General features: G+C 58.1%; 13 protein-coding genes. 2 read left to right on the forward strand and 11 right to left on the reverse strand.

Features of this window, described 5'->3' with window-relative positions; translation table 11 throughout:
• Positions 1 to 67: 67 nt before the first annotated feature.
• The 7 genes from FY528_RS10540 to FY528_RS10570 form a co-directional block, all read right to left on the reverse strand.
• Positions 68 to 2,059: a DUF3857 domain-containing protein gene (locus FY528_RS10540; protein ID WP_149070963.1), complete on the reverse strand. Its 1,992-nt coding sequence runs from the start codon at positions 2,057 to 2,059 to the stop codon at positions 68 to 70.
• Positions 2,060 to 2,116: 57 nt separating this feature from the next.
• On the reverse strand, positions 2,117 to 4,078 hold the full coding sequence (locus tag FY528_RS10545) for a DUF3857 domain-containing protein (RefSeq protein WP_149070964.1): 1,962 nt from the start codon (positions 4,076 to 4,078) through the stop codon (positions 2,117 to 2,119).
• A complete protein-coding gene (locus tag FY528_RS10550) occupies positions 4,059 to 7,379 on the reverse strand; it encodes a toxin-antitoxin system YwqK family antitoxin (protein ID WP_149070965.1) in 3,321 nt (1,106 codons plus the stop codon). The genes FY528_RS10545 and FY528_RS10550 overlap by 20 nt, the downstream gene beginning before the upstream one ends.
• Before the next feature lie 106 nt (positions 7,380 to 7,485).
• Positions 7,486 to 8,034 (reverse strand): PPC domain-containing DNA-binding protein, encoded by a 549-nt coding sequence (locus FY528_RS10555; RefSeq protein ID WP_149070966.1) that lies wholly within the window; start codon positions 8,032 to 8,034, stop codon positions 7,486 to 7,488.
• A 92-nt stretch (positions 8,035 to 8,126) separates the two neighbouring features.
• Complete coding sequence (locus FY528_RS10560; protein ID WP_149070967.1) at positions 8,127 to 9,350, reverse strand: DUF4097 family beta strand repeat-containing protein; 1,224 nt, start codon at positions 9,348 to 9,350, stop codon at positions 8,127 to 8,129.
• On the reverse strand, positions 9,347 to 10,096 hold the full coding sequence (locus FY528_RS10565) for a hypothetical protein (RefSeq protein WP_149070968.1): 750 nt from the start codon (positions 10,094 to 10,096) through the stop codon (positions 9,347 to 9,349). Before FY528_RS10565 ends, FY528_RS10560 begins: the two co-directional genes overlap by 4 nt.
• A 76-nt stretch (positions 10,097 to 10,172) precedes the next feature.
• Entirely contained in the window at positions 10,173 to 10,736 is a 564-nt protein-coding gene (locus FY528_RS10570) for an RNA polymerase sigma factor (RefSeq protein WP_149070969.1), read from the reverse strand.
• A gap of 200 nt (positions 10,737 to 10,936) precedes the next feature.
• Between FY528_RS10570 and FY528_RS10575 the strand changes: the two genes are divergently transcribed.
• Together FY528_RS10575 and FY528_RS10580 are read left to right on the forward strand one after the other, a co-directional pair.
• On the forward strand, positions 10,937 to 11,455 hold the full coding sequence (locus tag FY528_RS10575) for a hypothetical protein (protein WP_149070970.1): 519 nt from the start codon (positions 10,937 to 10,939) through the stop codon (positions 11,453 to 11,455).
• Between the two features lie 39 nt (positions 11,456 to 11,494).
• Positions 11,495 to 12,943, forward strand: a complete 1,449-nt coding sequence (locus FY528_RS10580) for a S41 family peptidase (protein ID WP_149070971.1) — start codon at positions 11,495 to 11,497, stop codon at positions 12,941 to 12,943.
• A 122-nt stretch (positions 12,944 to 13,065) separates the two neighbouring features.
• Here the strand turns inward: FY528_RS10580 and amaB are convergent, their stop codons facing one another.
• The 4 genes from amaB to FY528_RS10600 all read right to left on the reverse strand — a co-directional run bounded on the left by amaB (position 13,066) and on the right by FY528_RS10600 (position 19,472).
• Positions 13,066 to 14,664 (reverse strand): L-piperidine-6-carboxylate dehydrogenase, encoded by a 1,599-nt coding sequence (gene amaB, locus FY528_RS10585; protein ID WP_149070972.1) that lies wholly within the window; start codon positions 14,662 to 14,664, stop codon positions 13,066 to 13,068.
• A gap of 148 nt (positions 14,665 to 14,812) precedes the next feature.
• Positions 14,813 to 16,321, reverse strand: coding sequence for a Do family serine endopeptidase (locus FY528_RS10590; RefSeq protein WP_232066426.1), 1,509 nt, complete (start codon positions 16,319 to 16,321; stop codon positions 14,813 to 14,815).
• 198 nt (positions 16,322 to 16,519) lie between these two features.
• Complete coding sequence (locus FY528_RS10595; RefSeq protein ID WP_149070973.1) at positions 16,520 to 16,966, reverse strand: Hsp20/alpha crystallin family protein; 447 nt, start codon at positions 16,964 to 16,966, stop codon at positions 16,520 to 16,522.
• A gap of 925 nt (positions 16,967 to 17,891) precedes the next feature.
• A complete protein-coding gene (locus FY528_RS10600; protein WP_149070974.1) occupies positions 17,892 to 19,472 on the reverse strand; it encodes a hypothetical protein in 1,581 nt (526 codons plus the stop codon).
• Positions 19,473 to 19,565: the final 93 nt, after the last annotated feature.

Genomic DNA, 19,565 nt, shown 5'->3' on the forward strand with positions numbered 1-19,565 from the left:
ATTCTCCCGAAAGACAACGCGCCCCAGGGTAACCCAGGGCGCGCTTTTGTTGTCTTAAAACGAGGTTTTAGCTTTTTTTCTCCAGTACCAACACCACTTTGTTGAAGTTGGCGGCCGCGTTGATGACGCTGCGGTAGGCTTCAAAGTCCTTCTTGGGCCAGCGGATCTGGTCGTACACTTCGTCGATGGTGACGGTTATCTTCTGGCCCTGCTGCTGGTAGCCGGAGCGGAAGTAATACACGGGCGCTTTGGCATCGGGGCCAGCCTGCACGTTGGCAGTCAGATCCTGCAGGTTGCGCACCTGGTAGCCCGCCGGCAGCTCAAAGCTGATCACGCGGTGGTAGCTGCGGTTAAACTCGTTTTCCACGTCAAATTGCCGCTCCTCGGTTTGGTAAAGCTCCGACTGCGGCCCGATCAGCTCCCCGATATGGAACAGGTAGCGCGGACCTGCCCGGTTCAGCAGCGCCCCCGACTCGACGGTGGCATCCACGATAAACGGCTTGGTGAGGGGGCTCAGCCCGGCTTCACCGTTGGTTACTTTCAGCGCCTTAAAGGTGGCATCCTTCACGTTGGCCTTCACCAGCTCCTGCATGGCCTCGGTACGCTTGTCCTCGGGAATAAAGGAGTAATAGGGCTGAATGGCCTGGGCATTGTACCCGCCAAACACCTGCCGAATATCTACCGTGGTTTTGTCCAGAGCCGGCGAAAACTGCACTTTCACGTCCAGGTCGTTGCTGGTTTGCGCGGCGGTAAGCGTGGGAATGGGCCGCACCTTGCCCACCGCTGACTCGGTACTGCCTAGCTTCACGGTGCGGATAAACAGTCCCTGGTTGGCCGTCCACTCGGCCGGAATCATGCCGTAGCGGTAGTCGGGGCGGCCGGGTGCCAGCCACTGCTTGGTGGCGGGAAAGTAGAAAACCGCGTTGTCGAGGTAGTTCCAGGTGTCGAAGGTTTCATCAAACACGGCCTGGTCGCGGCCGGTGGTAAAGCCCAGCTCGTGCTCTACGCCCAGCCGGTTGAATAAGGCCGCAAACAGCTTGGTGAAGACACTTTCGGAGGCATTGCGGGTGGAAATAGCCTGCGTCAGGTTGGTGTCGGCGCCCGGGTCGAGGTTGAAGTTGCTTTTCACGTAGTGCTCCGCCGCCTGCACCTTGGCTTCGGGCGTGGCGCCCGCGGACACATTGATTTGCTTCAGCAGCTTATCTACGGCCTTATTCTCGTCCTTCGACAGCGTGTAAATGTTCTGGTGCAGGTACTGGCTGGCATCCGTCCAGGTGAAGAGGCGGGTGTTGCCCCGGGCCTGGTTGTAGGCCAGCTTATACTCCACGCGCATCTGCTCGGCCGTAACGTTGGCAAAGGCTTCTTCGCGGGCGGGGGCCACCTGCGCCAGGTGCAGCCGCGTAATGCGCTTGCCCTGCACCACGGTGTCGCGGTCGGCTTTGGGGCCGTGGTAGATGCGCACGTCGAAGCGCAGGGCCTCAGGGCTGATCAGCTCGAAGGTTACATCCCGCGCGGGCGTTTCACTCTGCAGGTAGTCGCGGCCGTAGAGACGCAGGGGGCGGGAGCGGGTATAGAGGTATTCGATTTCGCTGCCTTTCTCCACGCCTTCCACCGCAAAAATCTTGTAGCGCCGGTCCCCGTCGTCGTCCTTTAGCTCCTTAATGTTGCTTTGGTTGACTTCCACAATCTCGCCGCTGGGGCTGATGGTGCGGGCCTTAATCGAGAGCAGCTGCCCGCCATCCTGCACGGGAATGTAGATTTTGTTGAACCGCTCAATGGCATCGGCGGAGTTTACCCGCACAATGCGGTGCTCGGTGCTGTACACCTGCAGGTTCTTCTCGCCCTCATCAAACAGGTACTCGTGGGCCGTAAAATCGCGCACCACCACGGCGGGCAGTTGGGCATCGGCGGCGGAAATGGGCAGGCGGGCCCGCTTGGCCTGCCAGGAATAAGCCGCGTGGCGCAAGTTAGCGGGGGTGTTTTGCGCCAGGACCGCAGGAGCCAGGAGCAGGCAGATAGCCAACGCAGCCAAATGCCGCGCCACAAAAATCGACTTCATTTGCAATAGGTAGGTAAAGAAGAAAGCAAGTAATGCACAAGAGAAGAGCAGAAGCCCTTACGCCTTTTTGCGCTTTAGAATAACCACGTCGCGGTAGGCAGCCGTGAGCTTTTCCACCACGGCATTCCACTGCCCAAACTGGTTGGGCTGGAGCAACAGGTAGTTCACGTACACGTCCTTGCTCTGCACGATTTTGTTGCCCTGCCGTTCGTACCGGATGTTGAAGCCCAGGACCGGGTCTTTGCTCTCGGCATTGGCAGGCAAGTACTCCACGTCGTAGCCGGCCGGAATTTCGAATTCGGTGCGGGTGTGGTCGGTGTGGTTGTATTCGTTGTAGCGGGGCAAACGGCGCTTGGCGGGGTCTATCCGGTCGTTGGCGTAGGGCTGCTCCAGGTTCAGGTTCACGTAGATTTCGTCGTCGAGCTTCTGCACGTAGTCCTGCACGTGGTACTCGTAGTCGATGGTAAGAGGCTGGTCGCGCTCCTCACGGTTGTGCACGGCGTACTTATCCACGAAGAACTTGTTGTTGCCGCGCTCCAGCAGCCGTTTCAGGTACTTGGGCTCGGTGGTTTGGTCGAGGCCATCCAGGGCATACGACTGCCGGATTTTGGGGTAGCCCGCCATGGAAAGCTGGCCTTTGCCGCGCAGCCCGGTGCCGTCCAATGTCACCGTCGATACGTCGGCCACGTGGTTCAGCTCTTTTTCGATGACGGGCACGTTCACCACTTTGTAGTTCTTGCCATCCAGGGCCAGCAGGGCTTCTTTGCCCTGAATCATGGACGAAGGCAGGCCAAACGGCGTGTGCTGCCCGGTGGCGTCCAGAAAAATGTACTGGCCTAGCTTGGCCTCGTAGGTGGCAATCATGTGGTTGTCGACGCCGGGCGTGGCTACCTCGGAGTAGCGGTAGGGCAGGTCGCGGGTGCCAATCCAAGTGAGGTAGGACTTCACCCCAGCCAGCTTCAGCATCTCGTGGGTGAGGTTGGCCATGTCTTTACAGTCGCCGTAGCGGCGGCCGTACACCAGCCCGGCGGCGTGGGGCACAAACCCGCGCAGGCCGTTCTCGAAGGCAATGTAGCGCACATTGTCCTGCACCCAGTAGAACACCCGGCGCACCCGCTCCTCCTCGGTTTTGGCTCCCACCACCAGCGAGTCCACCGTTTTTTTCAGGGCCGGGGTTTCGAGCTTATCCATGCGACTCACAAAGCTGGAGTACAGGGAAAACAGCTCCGGCACGCCCGAGAGCAGCTTGCGCGGCTGCCCGGCCACGGGGGCTTCTTCGATATAGTACATCAGGTGAGGGCGGTAGTAGCCGCCTTCGGGCGCATCATCGTCGCGGGGGGGCGTGGGCAGGTTTTCGGCTACCCAGCGGTACACCACCGTGCCGCCCTTTTCCTGCTTCGTGAACTGCACGTTGGCCTGCTCGGTATGGAAGGGCTTGGCATCAATCTTCACGCCCTTGGGTGCCGTTATCGTCAGCTCGGCGTGGCGCACGGGCACGTAGGAGCCGAAGAAGAAGGGCTGCAGAAAACGCGAGTCGGGGTGGCGCACGGTGTAGTCCGACACGGTACGCACGCCGGGCGCCACCTGCGGGAAGCTGAACGTAGTAACGCGGCTGTCATCGTAGAAAATGCCGGACTGAACTTCAAACTTCGATTTGAAGTCCGTCACTTTCACCGCTTTGTAGTCGCGGCCATTGGGCACGAGGGTGCGGGCTTCCACCTTTTGCAGGCGGTTGAAGTGGGAGCTGTACACTCGGTCATCGGCGTACATAGCCGACTGGGGCTGCAGGTGCAGCATATCGTAGTGGTGGCGGGCCAGCACCTGCACCGAGTCGCCCACAATTTCCACCGTCAGGTCCTGGCGGTAGTCGAGGTACACGGCTTTTTCACCGGGGTACTGCTGCTGGGCCTGGGCAAGCTGCTGAGCCGCCTGCTGGGCCGACGCCGGCAAAGCCAGCGCCAGGGTAAATAAGCCGAGCAGGCAAGCTACCCACGGGCGGTTATTTCGTGCCGTATACATAGGTGTTCCAATAGAATTCGGTCTTCAATGGTTTCCCATTGACATCATAATATACAGTAGGTCCGGCTTTTTCGCCAGCGCGGTAGGTCTCTTCCCGCTCCAGCGTGCCATTGGGCCGATAATATTTGCAGCGGCCGTGCAGTTCGTTGTGGAGGTAGTACTCTTCCTCCAGCTTTTTGCCATCGGGGTAGTACGTAGTCAGCAGGCCGGCAAGGCTGCCCTGGCGCGTGAAAGAGCGCCGATACACCTGCCCGGAGCTGTAGTATAGGGTGCGCGTTCCATCCAGCATGCCGGCGCGGTACACTTCCTCGGCGGCCGGGCGGCCGTTGGCGAACTGACTGCGCAAGGCAAACTCCGGCCCGGCGGGCACGGGCTGCACAGCACCCTCGGGCTTACCTTCTCCCCCTACCTGGGCTCGAAACTGCACTAGTTCCCCGTGCTCATATACGCGTTCCAGCACCAGCTCACCTAGCAGGTTATACTGACGGACGGAGCCATGCAGCTCGCCGCCCTGGTAGGTGTACAGCACATCAGGTTGGCCGTTATCGGCATAGTAGGCCCACTCCCCTTCTTCGTCGCCCTGGTGGTAGGTGCCCTTGAAGCGGAGTTGCCCGGTGGCGTAATAAGCCACCCATTCGCCCTCGCGGCGCCCGTTTACAAAGCGCCCCTCGCTGGCCACTTTGCCGTTGGGATGATAGGTGCGGGAAATACCCGCGGGGCTGTTGCGCTGGTAGCCGGTGGTGGCGGAGGTCTTGCCATCGGGGCTGAACCAGGTGTTGGTGCCCTGCCGCTCGTAGCAGGTGAGCTGTACGTTCAGGCGGGTTTTGCCCCCTGGGTAATGTAACGCGTAGCCCTTGGAATCGGGGCGCAGGGCAATGCGGTCCAGCACCTGGCCGGTAGAGTCGAAAGCCACCATCGACTGCAGTCGGCCATTCAGGTTATGACGCTCTTCCGTGAGCTTGCCCGTGGGTGAATAGCTATGGTCGAACCCCTGGGAGGTACCCTCGTGCAGATTGTATTCCTCGCTGAGTGTGCCATCGGCGTAGAAATCCTGCCACTGGCCTTCCTGCTGGCCGTTGCGGTAGTAGCCGGTGCTCTTGGTCACGCCGTCGAGGTAGAACTCCTTGGATGGGCCCTCCAGAGTGCCTTCAACGTATTCCTGACTCGACTCCAGCTGGCCATTGCGGTAGAACCCCTCGGAGCGGCCGTGCGCTTTGCCCTCCTGATACTGCCGAACCAGCCGGACGCTGCCGTCGCGGCGCAGCCAGCGCCACTCGCCGCTGCGCTTGCCGTTCAGGTAGGTGCCAGTATAAGCCACGCTCCCGTTGGGGTAGAGGCCGCGTACGGTGCCGGCGCCTTTCCGGAGCACGGTCCGGCTTAGCTCCTTGCCGGCTTTGTCGAAGTACGTTAGGCTAGTCACCTGGCCGTGGTCGTACTGAAATTCGGCGGCCAGCTTGCCATCGTCTTCGTAATCCTGGTACTGGCCGTGTAGCTGGCCTTCGGCGTCGTAGTTTTCTACTTCGCTCAGCTGGCCGTTGCGGAAATAGATTTTCCAGGTGCCGGTCTGCTTGCCGTGCTCGTAGGTTCCGGTTTGCGCTACCTTGCCGTTGTCGTGGTACTCGGTGTATTCGCCGTGGAGCTCGTTGAAGTCGTAGCTGCCCTTTTTCTCTGGCTTCTTATCGGCGTAATACACGGTAAACGGCCCCTGCCGGCGACCATCGACGAAGGTATATTCGTATTCCGTCGTACCATCGGGGTAATAGCCGGTTTCCACCCCGTGCTTCTGGTCGTTGCGGAAGCTGCTGCGGGACTCCACTTTGCCGTCGGGGTAAAACGACTCCAGGGGGCCATTCAGCTGACCATCCTTGTAGAGGCGGGCTTCCCGCACGGCTCCGCAGTAGTAGTGCACCTTGGCCGGACCTTCGGGTTTACCAGCCAAGTAAGACCCACTCACCGATAGGGCTCCATTCTCGTGGTAGTCGCGGTATTCGCCCGTGAACAGGCCCTGGGCATCGTAGTTAACGGCTTTTTCGAGCGTCCCATCGGCGTAATAAAAGCGCCAGGGGCCGTTTTTCTCGTGGCTGGCATTAAAGCTTCCTTCTGCGGAAACGGCGCCCCTCTCGCCCACCAGCAGCCAGGCGCCGGTGGGCTTCATGGCTCGGTCGACCACGCTACCGGGTCCCAGACCGAATAGCACGCCCTCGTTGGTGAACCAACCGGGCATTTGCGCCGGGTAACCCTGGCGGCTCACCGGCTGCTGCTCCCGGAGCTTAAGCAAGGCCGGCTGCACCGCTGCAATCATCTTGTCCACCTTACTTTTGTTGGACTTCACCCACTTGCGCCCGCCCGCGTCGCCGGCCGATGACAGAATCAGATAAGTGAAAGCCGTGCGCGTTTCGGGGTTGCGCAAGGTCTCCACCATGGGGGAATACATGCGCAACCAAAAGTCAGCGGGCGTGGCGGAAGCCGCCGGGTACTTTTCCACCAGCAGCTGTAGCTGCTTTACCACGTTAGCATCAAACTTGACGGGCGTGGTATAGTCCTTACGCAGGGCAATTTTAGCGTCCAGCAGCTGATCCAGCTCCTCAAAGTCGGCGTTGGGGAAGGTAGCCGGCAGCTTTTCCTTTTCTTCGTATTGCGTAGTATGGGAAGCCAACTGCTCCAGCAGCACCAGCACCTGGTTGCTCTGGGCCCCACCCGGCTCAATGGCCAGGTAGGTAGCCAGGCTAAGCATAGCGTGGGCCGTTTGCTGCTGGCGGGCGGCCAGCTGCCCCAGCAGCAGGTGGCTGCCCGCGTGCATGGGCCGGAGCGTGAGGCTGCGCTGCAGGCTGGCGAAGGCCGCTTCGGGCTGGTTGGCGGCGTTTTGCGTAATGGCCTGATTGTACCACAGCAGCTGGCTGAACGGGTACTGCTGCAAACCGCGCTGGTAGGTTTTCAAGGCAACATCACGGCCCAGCTCCTCCTCCTGCGCCGAAGCTAGGGTGTTGAAAGTCTGGGGTTCCTGATGCCCCAGCAGGATGGCCCGTTCACTGGCGGCAATGGCTTCCTTGTACTGCTTGTTGGCGTAGTAAGAAAGCGCCAGCTCGGCCTGCACCAGGGCGTAGCTCGTGTCGCTGGATGGCACGGCCAGGTAGCTACTGATGGCGGTGGCATACTTGCCTTCATCATGCAGAGCAACACCCTGTTTCAGGGCTTGGGTGGAGCTGACCAGCGGGGCCGGCCCGGTGGCCTGGCCTAACCCAACATGACTGGTGCTCAGCAATGCCCCGAGCAGCACTCCACCAACAGTAATCCGACGCATGATAGTAGGGGTAGCAAAAAACGAATAATAGCCCGCCAAACCAGCGGCCGGGCAGCTTTACAATAGTACCAACTTGCCCGCAAAGGCCCGCGCCGCTTTGGAGCGGCTACTCGGTATTTTTCCGTTTGCCGGTTTTTGGTGCCCGCCGCGGATAAATGGTGAGCTCCTGGTAGGTAGATACGGGGTCGGTTTCGCGGCGGAACTCCAACTCCGGCAGCTCCCCGATAACCAGCTCTACCGTGGTATACACTTTGTTTCCTTCCAGCAGATGCCCCCCGGTCATCTGCCCCGTAGAGTCGGCTACGGCCAGGTGCAGGTGGCTACCGCTTACCGCCAGCGTGCCCACCAGTGAAACGATTTCAAAATGGCCCTGCCGGGTACTGGCCCCCGTTTGGTTAGCGAGGCGCAGGCTTACGGTGGTCAGGCTGCCTACGCAGGTCAGCACCGCCGCGGCCCGCAGCTGGTGCTGCTCCACAAAACGCTGAAGCGCAAGGCGTAAATCGTCGCCGGGGTGCAGGCGCAGGGCATAGGTGCGCAGGGAGGAAGCGGGAGCAGGCATAGCTACTGGGGCAGGCGTTTGGGCAAGTACCCCGGTGCTACCCAGCAGTAGCCCACTCAGCAGCCAGGCTGCTGGCTTGCGAAAATAATGAGGCATATGCACAAAGATAACGGCGGGGCTGGGGCATAAGCTACCAACAAAAAGCCGGCTTTGCAGGCCGGCTTTCATAGTCAAAAGAAAGATACAGGCTACTTGTTGAAGCTCACGTTGGTGTAGCGGGCTTTGATATTGACGCTGCCCGCCTGCCGGGGCGTAGTCCGGCCGTACTGGCCTTGCAAATCACTAGATGCTGAGCTGGACTCCTCAGACCGCACCGTTACTAAGCGCTTGTCTACCAGCAGCTTCCCAAACTGAGTATTTACATCGAAGTTGAAGCCGGTGCCATCGGGGAAATTGAGCAGGATAGTGCTGTAGCCTCCATCCAGGTTAATCTGCCGGAAGTTGGGGCTAGTATTACGCACCTCAAAGGCCGGGCAGTGCTGCACCTTCATATCCAGCCGCTCACTCACCTTGTCTACGCTAAAGCGCCCAAAGCCAGAAGTGCCACTCAGGTTGCGCACGGTGCCCAGGGCCACGTCGCCGTACTTGCTGTGTACCGTGAGGTCCTGCACCGTGCCAATATCAATATCCGAGTAGTTGTTGCGCAGCTCCACCACGTCGCCGGCGTCGAGGCGTAGCTTGGCGTAGCTGGCATCGAGGATGGCGCGGCGCACGTATTCCAGCGTGGCCGAGCCATTCTTGACGTGCACGGCAGTGCTGCTACCCTCCAGGCGGCCGGCCCGCAGCGTCCCGTATTCCATGCTCAGGTCCACGGGGGCGGTCAGGTCGCCGGTGATGCTTACGTCGCCGAAGGTATTGGCAATGGCCAGCGCCTGGTTTTTGGGCACCCACACGGTGTAGTTCACCTCAAACAGCCGCTGCCGGCTGGCGCAACCGCCGGGTATAGCCCCAAACTTCGACCGCACGCTGATGCCGCCGTTCGTGGCCGGGTCGTTTTCCAGGAGCGTCACCTGAATCATTTCCTGGAGCTGCTGCGCTTTTTCTTCGCTGTCGGCCCGCGTGATGATGTCTACATCCGTGCGGATTTCTTTGCGCGTCCACACGTTCACCTGCACCCGGCCGTAGCGGGTGTTCAGCAGATAGGGGTGCGTGAGCGGGGCCCGAAAGGAGCGGCTCAGCTTGCGGCTTTTTTCAATGGTCGGTGCGCCGGGCTCCGCCTGCGGGCCCTGGGTGGTGGTTTGGGTAGGCTCCTGCTCCGTAGGGGGCTGCCGGTAGAAGTCGGCAGCCGGGGCGGGCAGCACCGAGCCGATGGTTCCCTGACCTTGAGCATAGCCCGGGGCACTAAAGCCCAGCAGCCCAGCCAGTGCCAGTGCCAGCGGCCCGCGGTGCAGCCAGATAGCGGCGAGGTTCATCGGTTATCGGCGTAGAGGGTGGGGGTTTCCTGCGAGTCGTTTATCCGTTCGCGGGTGCGCAGCTGCTGATTGAGGATATCCAGGCGAATCTGCAGATTCCGGTTCATGGCATCCAGCACCATGTTGGGGTCGGGGTTCCGGGCCAGTTCGCCTTTGAGCTCGTGGTAGGTTGAGTCGAGGCTGGCCAGCTCCCGGCTCCAGTCGGCGGGGCTGTTGGCTACGCTGGCTTCCTGCTCCAACTGGTGCAGCTCGGCCTGGCGCTCCAGGATCTGGGCGGCATAGTAAGCTTCCATCCGCTGCACGGCGCGGGCAATTTCCAGGCGGGGGGAGTCGACGGCGGCCGTGGCTATGGCTGTAGGCTGCCCGCCGGTATAAAAGCTCAGCGCATCGTTGGGCGTTGTCGTTTCAGTTTGCACGGCCCAGGGAGCCAGCGTGGCCTTCTTCCAGGCGGGCGCCGAGGGCGTAGCGGCGGGCCACAAATACCCCAGGCCCAACAACAACAGCAGGGCCACCGCCGCCGCCATGCCGTAGCGGGCCACGGGCAACTGACGCCCGGGGGCTACGGCCAGTTGGGGCACCTCCAGTTCGGGCAGCAGGCGCAAAACAGGTTCTTCGTCCTCCGTAACTGCCGGGCCAGCTAGCTTTTGCTCAATGCTGGCCCAGAGGTCGGAGCTAGGCTCAAAGGCGTCGAACTCGCCCCGGTGGCGGTCAACAAAGTCTTCGAGTCCGGTTGGTTTCTTTTGCATACAGGTGGTTATTCGCACATTCCAACTTGGGGCCGTTATACGGCCGGCCGGGGCAGGCCGCACAACGCCCGGTGAATTACATTCCGTGTTGCCGGGCCAGCTCCAGCAGCTTCTTACGTGCCCGGCTGTACTGCGATTTCGAGGTAGACTCGGTGATATTGAGAATACCAGCAATTTCGGCGTGGTCGTAGCCTTCCAGCAGGTATAGGGTCAGCACTACCCGGTAGCCGTCGGGCAGCTCCTGCACGCAACGCCGGACGATGTCGGCCCGCCAGCCGGTGGTGTCGGCATCCAAACCTATGGTGGCTTCTTCCGTGCCGATGCCATCGTGCTGCTCGGCCAGGGGCACCAGCTGCAGGCGCCGGTTGCGCAGGCAGTTGATGCTTTTGTTGATGACAATGCGCTTCAGCCAGGAGCCGAAGGACGAGTCGCCCTTGTACGTGTGCAACTCCCGGAAGGCGCTCAGAAAGGCCTCCTGCAGCACATCTTCGGCCTCGGCATAGTCGCCGGTAATGCGCAGGGAGGCATTAAACATGGCGCGGGAATAGCGCTTGTATATTTCGGCCTGCGCGCGCCGGTCACCCAGCCGGCACCGCTCCACGAGCGGCGCGTTGATGTCGGTATAGGCTACTGCTTCCATGCGGTATCGGGTTGGCGGAAGTGGAAACGGGTAAAAGGTAAATATCCGACTTTTCGGGCGAAGCTCCCAGCGCGGGCAGGCAAGCAGGGCAAAGACAAGGCACTAGCCCTAGGGTTGCACCGTGCTAGTACAGCTTGGCGGGGCCTTGCTAGCTTTGTTGGGCTGCCTTCATCCCCGATTCCTTAAGTATTTTCGGCGCCATGAAGTTTCGACTGTTTTGCCTTTGTGCTTTGGTCCTTTCGGCCTGCAAGTCCAACGATTCATCTCCGACCATTGACTTCGGCCCGTATGGCGGCATCTCCATGCGCGACGTGAATAATTCTTCCATGTCGACCCCAGACCCCACCGACTGGACGCTGGACGGCCGGTGGAATGCGCAGGAGCGCAGCCTTTTCCACGATCTGGGCATTGACCTGAACGCTACCGCTACCGGCACCGTCCCCTATATGAGTGCTTACCCCAACCCTGCTACTACGCAGACTACCTTTCATTACGGCACGCCAGTGGCCGTTACCTGCAGCTTTGTGGTGGTAGATGAAAAGTACGCCGTGGTAGCACCGCGCCAGGATTTTACAACGCCCAGCTGCAGTCTTTCCACTCAGTTGGATATCAGCGGCAGCGCGTTCCGGCAAGGCCAGCGCTACCGCCTCTACTATGTGTTCCGCAACGGCTCCGCGCTTTATTATAAAGGCCACGGGGACATTCAAATTGGTATGTAACACGCCGCTTTTCCTAGCCCCAACTTCTCTCTTACCCGTATGAAGCACGCTTGCTGGTTCCTGCTTTGTCTCCTACTGGCAGCCCCGGCGGTCCGGGGCCAGTCCTGCGCCTGTCCCCAGAGCCTGACGCGCCTGAGCGAGCTGCTCAAGCGCAACTATGCCGGCTACGCCGACAAGCTCACGCCCCGCACCGCAGCCGCACACCAGCAGCTCTTCGAACAGCTGCAGGCCCAGGCCGCCCGGGCAACCGGGGAAGCGGCCTGCGTAGCGGTGCTGAAAAAGTACCTGCGCTTCTGGGCCGACGACCACCTCTACCTCACGGGCGCGGCGGCCGCGCCCGGTGCCGCGCCGCCGGCCGTTTATCCGCTCGACAAGCCCCGAGCTCAAGCCTATTTTGAAGCCAACCAAACCAGACTCCATCCCGTGGAAGGCTTCTGGACCATCGATGATGCCTACCAGCTGGCCATTGTGCGCCGCCCGACTAAACCGCGCAACACGTTTGTGGGCGTGGTGATGGAGGCAAAGAACCCGGCCTGGAAACCCGGCATGGTGAAGCTGACACTCCGCCCCGCGGGGGGTGGCTACTACGACCTGCGCTACACGGCCGGCGACTTTAGCACCGACTCTACCCAGGCTGTGCTACAGGCCAACGTGCTCGACGTTTTCCGCGTCGGGCAGCTGCAGAAAACCTACCCGACGGCCCCGCCCCCATCTGCTGCTGTCCGCTACGTGTCGCCCTTCCCCCAATCAGCCGTGGAATTCCGGTTTCCCGATGACAGTACGGCAGTGCTAATGCTGCAGAGCTTCGACGTTGCCAACAAAACCCTTGTGGATAGCCTGCTCACCCACCACCAGGCAGCCCTGCGGGCGCGGCCCAACTGGATTATTGACGTGCGCCACAACGCCGGTGGGGGCACCAGCACATACGCGGGGCTACTCCCTTACCTGGCCACGGGCCCCATCGTGCGCAGCGGCAGCCGCTACCGTCTCTCCCCCGACAACGTGCGCAACTACGAAGGCCTGCTTGCCCTACCCCTGCCCCCACCCGTCAAGGCGTTCTTCGCCCGCATGGTTGCCCAGGGAAAGGCCCAGCCCGATACCTGGGCCGAAGAGCCCGGTGACACGCTCCGGTTTGCCACGGTTCAGCCCAATCCCAGGCGCGTGGCCATCCTCGCCAACCGGCAAACGTTCAGCTCGGCCGAAATTCTGCTGCTCGATGCCCGCCAAAGCCGGAAAGTGACCTTGTTCGGGGAAAATTCGGGTGGCGTGGTGGACTATGGCGACGGCACCCGCCACGCCCTGTCCTGCGACGGACTGGAAGTATCCATTCCCGTTAGGCGCAGTAACTATCTTGATTCGGTGCGCTACGACGGCGCGGGCATAGCCCCCGACGTGCGCATTCCCGCCACGGAGCGGGACTGGCAGGGCTTCGTGCGCCGGTACTGTCACAACATGCCGGGCGCGCGCCCACGGGCTCCTAAACGCTGAGCCAAAGCGCCGTTTGGGTGGCGCACAAAAAAGCCCGCGGCTGGCCGCGGGCTTTTTTGTGCGCCACCCAAACGGCGCTTTTCATGTACTCCGACCAACAATGGCGCCCTACATGGCCCCGGCTACACGTCGAATTTAATACCCTGGGCCAGCGGCAGCTGGGTGCTGTAGTTGATGGTGTTGGTCTGGCGGCGCATGTACACGCGCCAGGCATCGGAGCCGGATTCGCGGCCGCCGCCGGTTTCCTTCTCACCACCAAAGGCTCCGCCGATTTCAGCCCCGCTGGTGCCGATGTTCACGTTAGCAATGCCGCAGTCGGAGCCGGCGTGGCTGAGGAAGGCCTCGGCTTCGCGCATATTCACCGTGAAAATGCTCGACGACAGGCCCTGGCGCACACCATTCTGCGTGTCGATGGCGTTTTCTACTCCGCCGCTGTACTTAATCAGGTACAGAATGGGGGCGAAGGTTTCTTCCTGCACGGTGTGGTATTCGTTGCGGGCTTCCACAATAGCGGGCTTCACATAGGTACCGGTTTCGTAGCCGGGGCCCGTCAGCACTTCGCCGCCGATGAGCAGCTGGCCGCCTTCGGCCTGCACTTCTTCCAGTGCTTTCCGGAAGCTCTGTACGGCGTCCTGGTCGATGAGCGGCCCTACCAGCGTACCTTCCTGCAGCGGGTGGCCGATGGGCAGGTTGGGGTATATTTTGAGCAGACGAGCCTTCACGTCCTCAAAAATCGACTCGTGAATGATGAGACGGCGGGTGGTGGTGCAGCGTTGCCCGGCCGTGCCCACGGCCCCAAACACGATGCCCGGAATGGCAATGCCCAGATCGGCGTGCTCGGTGAGGATGATGGCGTTGTTGCCACCCAGCTCCAGCAGCGCGCGACCCAGACGGGCACCCACCACTTCGCCTACCTTCTTGCCCATGCGGGTGCTGCCCGTGGCCGATACCAGCGGCACGCGCGTGTCAGCCGCCATTTTGGCCCCGATTTCGGCGTCGCCGATGATGAGGTTGAAGATGCCTTCCGGCAGCTCGTTTTCACGGAGTACGTCGCGCAGGATGTGCTGCACGGCTACGGCCGTAAGCGGCGTTTTTTCGGAGGGCTTCCAGATGCAGGTGTCGCCGCACACGGCGGCCAGCATGGCGTTCCAGCTCCACACAGCCACCGGGAAGTTAAAGGCCGAGATGATGCCTACTACGCCCAGCGGGTGGTACTGCTCGTACATGCGGTGCGCAGGCCGCTCGGAGTGCATAGTAAAGCCGTGGAGCTGGCGCGAGAGGCCCACCGCGAAGTCGCAGATGTCAATCATTTCCTGCACTTCGCCGAGGCCTTCCTGCAGGATTTTGCCCATTTCGTAGCTCACCAGCTTGCCCAGCGAGTCTTTGTACTCGCGCAGCTTGTTGCCAATCTGGCGCACAATTTCGCCGCGCTTGGGAGCCGGCACCAGCCGCCAGGTTTTAAAGGCTTCCTGGGCTTTTAGCACTACCTGCTCGTAGTCGTCGGTTGTGGCCAGGGCTACGGTCCCGATGGTGCGGCCATCGGCGGTGGAGGTGATGGTGCGGGTGCGGCCGTTTGCGGCGCCGCCCCAGCTCAGGCCGGTGCTCCAGGCAGCGTTGTGGGCTTCAATGCCCAGCTCGCGCAGTACCTGCCGAATGCCGTGGTGGTCGTGGTCCTGCACGTCGGTGCCGGTGGCGGCAGCTTCTTCGAGGGCTTGTTTCATGGGGTGGGAAAGAGATAGGAGTGTTGCAGGCCGGCTGAGCGGGGATTACAAAGAAATCGGGTGATTGTGCAGCCGGGCTTAGGTGGGCAAAGCTACAAAAAAGCCCCCGCCGGACAGGCGGAGGCTTTGAAAATCATCTTGCGCCCGATTACTCGGCCTGGCCGATGGGATAATAGGCTTTCCGCCCGTCGGGGTAGATGCCTTCTACCAAAGCACCCTGGTTGTTTTTGGCCTCTTCGAGGTAGCGTTTCACATCCTGGGGCTTGCTTACCTTGTTCTTGTCGATGCGGGTGATGATGAACCCGTCGCCAATACCGGTTTCGCGGAAGTTAGAGCCGCGCACTCCCGAGATTTTAGCGCCGCCTTCCAAGTCAAGCTTGTTCATTTCCTGGCGGCTAAGAGGCATAAACTTGGCCCCTTCGTACTCGATGGAAGCAGAGGTTTCTTCCCGCACCACATCGGTGGTGCCGGTAGCGTTGCGCAGGGTGGCGGAAGCCGTACGCTCTTTCTCATCCCGCAGGTAAGTCACTTTGATTTTGTCGCCGGGGCGGAAACGAGCCACTTGCTCCTGCAGTTGGGAAGACGTGTTCACCTTCACGCCGTTGATTTCAGTGATGATGTCGCCTTCTTTCAGGCCAGCATCGGCAGCGGCGCTGCTTTTGTTCAGGCCCATAATGTATACCCCATTCAGGGTGCTGAGCTTTTTCTCCGAAGCCAGCGTAGCATCTACCTCACGGATGTTTACCCCCAACAGGGCCCGCTGTACTACTTTGTACTTCAGTAGGTCGTCTACCACCTTGCTCACAATGGAGCTTGGCACGGCAAACGAATACCCTTCAAACGAGCCAGACCGCGAAGCAATGGCGGAGTTGATACCAATCAGGTCACCTTTCAGGTTGACCAGGGCCCCACCCGAGTTGCCGGGGTTTACGACGGCATCGGTCTGCAGGAACGACTCCACGCCCATACGGTCCTCACGCTGCAGGATGTTAATGTTGCGGCCCTTAGCGGAGATGATGCCCGCCGTAACGGTTGAGTTTAGGTTGAACGGGTTGCCCACGGCCAGTACCCACTCCCCTACTTTCACGTCGTCGGAGTTGCCATAGCGCACGAAAGGCAGGTTATCGGCCTTCACTTTGAGCAAGGCAAGGTCGGTGGTTGGGTCGGCACCTACCAGCTCCGCCTGGTACTTGCGCTTGTCGTCCAGCACTACCTCAATCTTGTCGGCCTTATCAATCACGTGATTATTCGTGACGATATAGCCATTGGCGGCGATGATAACCCCGGAGCCAGAGCCCATCTGCGGGCCCTGGGAACGGCCGCGCCCCTGGTACTGGTCCAGGTCGTCGCCGAAGAACTGCCGCAGGAACGGGTCCATGCGGATCTGGTCGTTCTGGCTCACTTTGGGGGCGTATTCCGTCATCACGTGCACCACGGCGGGGGTTACGCTGGTAGCCGCCGCCACAAAGTTCAGCCCCTCGGGTACCACGTACTCGGAGCTGCGCAGCTCGCTGGTGTAGCGCACGTTCGGATCGGCTGCCAGGGCCTGGGGGGAGTTCGTCCGTTCGGGCTCCAGGAGCTTATACCCGCCCACGGCCACCGACCCGCCCAGAACGGCGGAAGCCATGAGGCCGAGCATCATTTGTTTGGCTTGCATGGGTTGAAAACTGAGTTTGTTTTATGGAAGAAAAGGAGGTCTAAGATACACATTCCCGCATGAATGCTACATGAACAGCTGCCGCGGCTTTGTAACGTAAGAGGCCGGCTACCTGGTATAAGGTTGCCTACCTATAACCCGTATTTAGCAAAAAAGGCACCAACCAGTAGTGCCTTTTTTGCTAATACTTCAAAAAACCTAGCGCACCTCAATGGTTTGCTTAGTGGTTTTGGCGCTGTCGAAGGGCAATACTACGCGCAGGATGCCGTCGGCCAGCTGGGCATCGATGGCGGCTACGTTCACGGTTTCGGGCAAGCGGAACGTGCGTGAGAACGTGCCGTACCGCGTTTCGATGCGACGCAGCTGCGGGGCGCCTTCCCCTTCCGTAGCCGGCGCTTTCCGCTCCCCACTGATTTCCAGACGGCCTTCCTGAAAGTCTACTTTGAGGTCTTCTTTCGCTACGCCCGGCAAAGCGAGGTGCAGCTCAAAGCCTTGGGCAGTTTCCAGCACGTCGGCCTGCGGGACGAAGGAGGCAGACGGCTTGGCGGCGGGCTGCACACTATCGCGCAGTACTTCGCTGAGCATAGAGTTGAAGGCGCGGGAAGGACGCAGAGCGGGCAGGTTGTTATACAGAATCGTGGCCATGGTGTGGTACGAGAAAAGTTAGGTTATACATGGAAGCATTGAACTGCTCCCTAGCTAGCTTTTTATCGAATTCTATACCAAGGCTGTGCGCGGCAATAACAAGCGCCATTATGGCACCAACGCCAGTATAAATGACAAACAAGAGCCCAAATTTGAATCAATCATAAACATAATACATTGTCTCAAAGCACATTAATAGAAGTACGCAGCTGTGACATAATGTCACAGCTGCGTATCAGTGTCAGCCTATACCCGGTGCCGAACCAAGAACTAACCATTAACGCGTGTTTGGAATTTTGCACCAGCGCCATTTCCCTACTGCTTTATCTGGCGCCCGCCTGCCGAAGCATCTCCACTGCTTCGGTGAAAAGCCTCACACCAAACAGTGGAGATACTGCGGCTGCGCTTAGCAGGACGTTCTAAAAGTAGGCTTTTACAAAAATCAGACATACTCTCAGCAAACAGATAACCGCGCGTGAGACACGTGCCCGTGTGGTGCTATTCGCAGAGCTACTCAGAATCGCGCGAAACCCTTGTGCGCACCTTTTTGAGGAGCATCTTAACAAAGGGAAACACAATTCCTAGAGGTATAGAATATATAAAATATTTGTAATAGTTATCACCAGTTAGATTATCATAGAATATTAACAAAAATAACGTGAATACCAAAGAGAATAATATCGTATTGAATAATAATAAATACAATTTTTCGTCGGTATTTTTTTCTATATAAATTAAACCAGGAATTAGAAAAATGGAAAGAAAAAAAATAATAACAATAATATAAACAGAAGTATAAATGAAGTTAGATAAAAAATTCATTTCATCCACATAAAACTTTAATTTCAAAAACAATGAGCATACGAAGCACCAAAGCACTGCAGAAGAACATAGTACTAGCAGATTTTTTGAAAATTCTTTCATCTCAAGGGCATGTAAGCGTTGAAAGCGGAATTTTATTGTTAATCGCATACATTACTGGGGCATAGTACGGCCTATTCCGAATACTTGGTTGAACTATTGCTTTTACCCCGCTTGCATTCAAACTATTTGCTATCCTATTCATAGTACCATTCCACAAGGCATCTCCTTTAGCAAATTGCAAATATTCACCATTATTGGCTATTTTGACTATATACCCCAGCACAGCATCTAACTCGCCCGTTATTCTATCAGCTCCTTGAGTATAGAATTCGTAGGTACCATCAGCGTTTTTACGGCACCCAAATGTTCTATTTCCAGTTACGGGATGTTGATAATTATATGGATCTTGGATTGTGGTAAAGGTCCAATAAGCATCGTTTACAGTAGTGTTGTATTCACTGACAATGACTGAACCTCTATCCATGGGGATGCCAATTGACAGTATAGACCCTATAGGATTATTCGCCCATAAGAAAGCATTGTTAGCCGGCGCATAAGGATGAGGCTGGAACACTGTACCGGTATATGTATTCAAATTAGTTCTTACCTCATTCATAAACTGCACCGGCGTCATCATCCGCCCATTTACAATAGGCAGCTTATCCATTTTAACAGAAAATCTATCCAGATTAATTGCCTGACCGCCAGCATTTATTAAATCCTGAACTTTCCAATCAATAATATTTCTGTCAATAGTTGACATAGCCCTCAATTTATCATATACTATCTGAGGAGGGTATAGAGTAATCTGTTTTTTCCAAGTATCGTTAAGACCAGGGCAAGGACCGAAAAACGCTGTTCGGTTTGCCATCAATTCAACATAAAGATATTCGCGGTAAGTTGCTACAGGGTCGGGCGCGGGCTGTGACGGAACTCCAGGATTATAAGGATTGGGATTGTATGGATCAGAGGGATATGGATTATATGAACTGGTAGGTGTACATACAGGCTCGATTATCGTTTGAACCTGCGTCCAATGACCGCATATAAACGTATCCTCTGGGTAGTAGCACCCATCCACTCCTGATGTCTGAATATAGTTTGAACCTGTGCCACACGTGCTTTCGTTAGTCCAGTAGCACGTCCAGTTATTTACACAACCAGCTGTTAAGGCTTTTTCTGTATTTTTAACCTTATCTTTTTTTTTACCATTTTCAATTATCTCCACATATAGCTTATCAGTATGTAGCTCTTTAATTAGACGTGTGCCAGAGTATGGCTTACCTTTAATGTACCCTTTCGCATCCAAAAAAGTCTGTACGCTAAATTCCATTGGCGAAACCATTTTAACTGCCAGGAATTTATTGGTTCTGATGAAATTTACTGGCTGCCCTTGCTTCTCTGCTTTGAGAGGAATGTAATAGAATAGTACGGAATCGGGGTAAAGCTTAGCGTACCCTTTATTCCAGACCGGGCGCCAATGAATCCCTAGCGCAGTTGCGTCCTGAATCTTATCATGAAGAGCTGATTCATCAAAAGTTGTCCTAATCAACTCAATTGCTTGGTCATTTTTTGCCTGCTTCGCCAAGCTCAGAGCTTTGTTTACTTGAACATATAGCGGATTCGTGAACGGTTCGTCCACTTACCTGGCGGTCTGTGTGTGATACCCGCAGTGGTCAAACCAGTTGCGCGCGTCTTGGCTGGTAATCCAGTTCAGGGCCTCGTGCAGGGCTGC

It is taken from the genome of Hymenobacter lutimineralis (assembly GCF_008271285.1).
Taxonomy (GTDB): domain Bacteria; phylum Bacteroidota; class Bacteroidia; order Cytophagales; family Hymenobacteraceae; genus Hymenobacter; species Hymenobacter lutimineralis.

Excerpts from the sequence above, each read along its gene's own strand:
- FY528_RS10560 (WP_149070967.1), bottom strand. The coding sequence starts at position 9,350 with ATGAACCTCGCCGCTATCTGGCTGCACCGCGGGCCGCTGGCACTGGCA.
- FY528_RS10595 (WP_149070973.1), bottom strand. The coding sequence starts at position 16,966 with ATGGCCACGATTCTGTATAACAACCTGCCCGCTCTGCGTCCTTCCCGC.
- FY528_RS10540 (WP_149070963.1), bottom strand. The coding sequence starts at position 2,059 with ATGAAGTCGATTTTTGTGGCGCGGCATTTGGCTGCGTTGGCTATCTGC.
- FY528_RS10555 (WP_149070966.1), bottom strand. The coding sequence starts at position 8,034 with ATGCCTCATTATTTTCGCAAGCCAGCAGCCTGGCTGCTGAGTGGGCTA.
- FY528_RS10545 (WP_149070964.1), bottom strand. The coding sequence starts at position 4,078 with ATGTATACGGCACGAAATAACCGCCCGTGGGTAGCTTGCCTGCTCGGC.
- FY528_RS10580 (WP_149070971.1), top strand. The coding sequence starts at position 11,495 with ATGAAGCACGCTTGCTGGTTCCTGCTTTGTCTCCTACTGGCAGCCCCG.
- FY528_RS10565 (WP_149070968.1), bottom strand. The coding sequence starts at position 10,096 with ATGCAAAAGAAACCAACCGGACTCGAAGACTTTGTTGACCGCCACCGG.
- FY528_RS10570 (WP_149070969.1), bottom strand. The coding sequence starts at position 10,736 with ATGGAAGCAGTAGCCTATACCGACATCAACGCGCCGCTCGTGGAGCGG.
- FY528_RS10590 (WP_232066426.1), bottom strand. The coding sequence starts at position 16,321 with ATGCAAGCCAAACAAATGATGCTCGGCCTCATGGCTTCCGCCGTTCTG.
- amaB (WP_149070972.1), bottom strand. The coding sequence starts at position 14,664 with ATGAAACAAGCCCTCGAAGAAGCTGCCGCCACCGGCACCGACGTGCAG.
- FY528_RS10575 (WP_149070970.1), top strand. The coding sequence starts at position 10,937 with ATGAAGTTTCGACTGTTTTGCCTTTGTGCTTTGGTCCTTTCGGCCTGC.
- FY528_RS10550 (WP_149070965.1), bottom strand. The coding sequence starts at position 7,379 with ATGCGTCGGATTACTGTTGGTGGAGTGCTGCTCGGGGCATTGCTGAGC.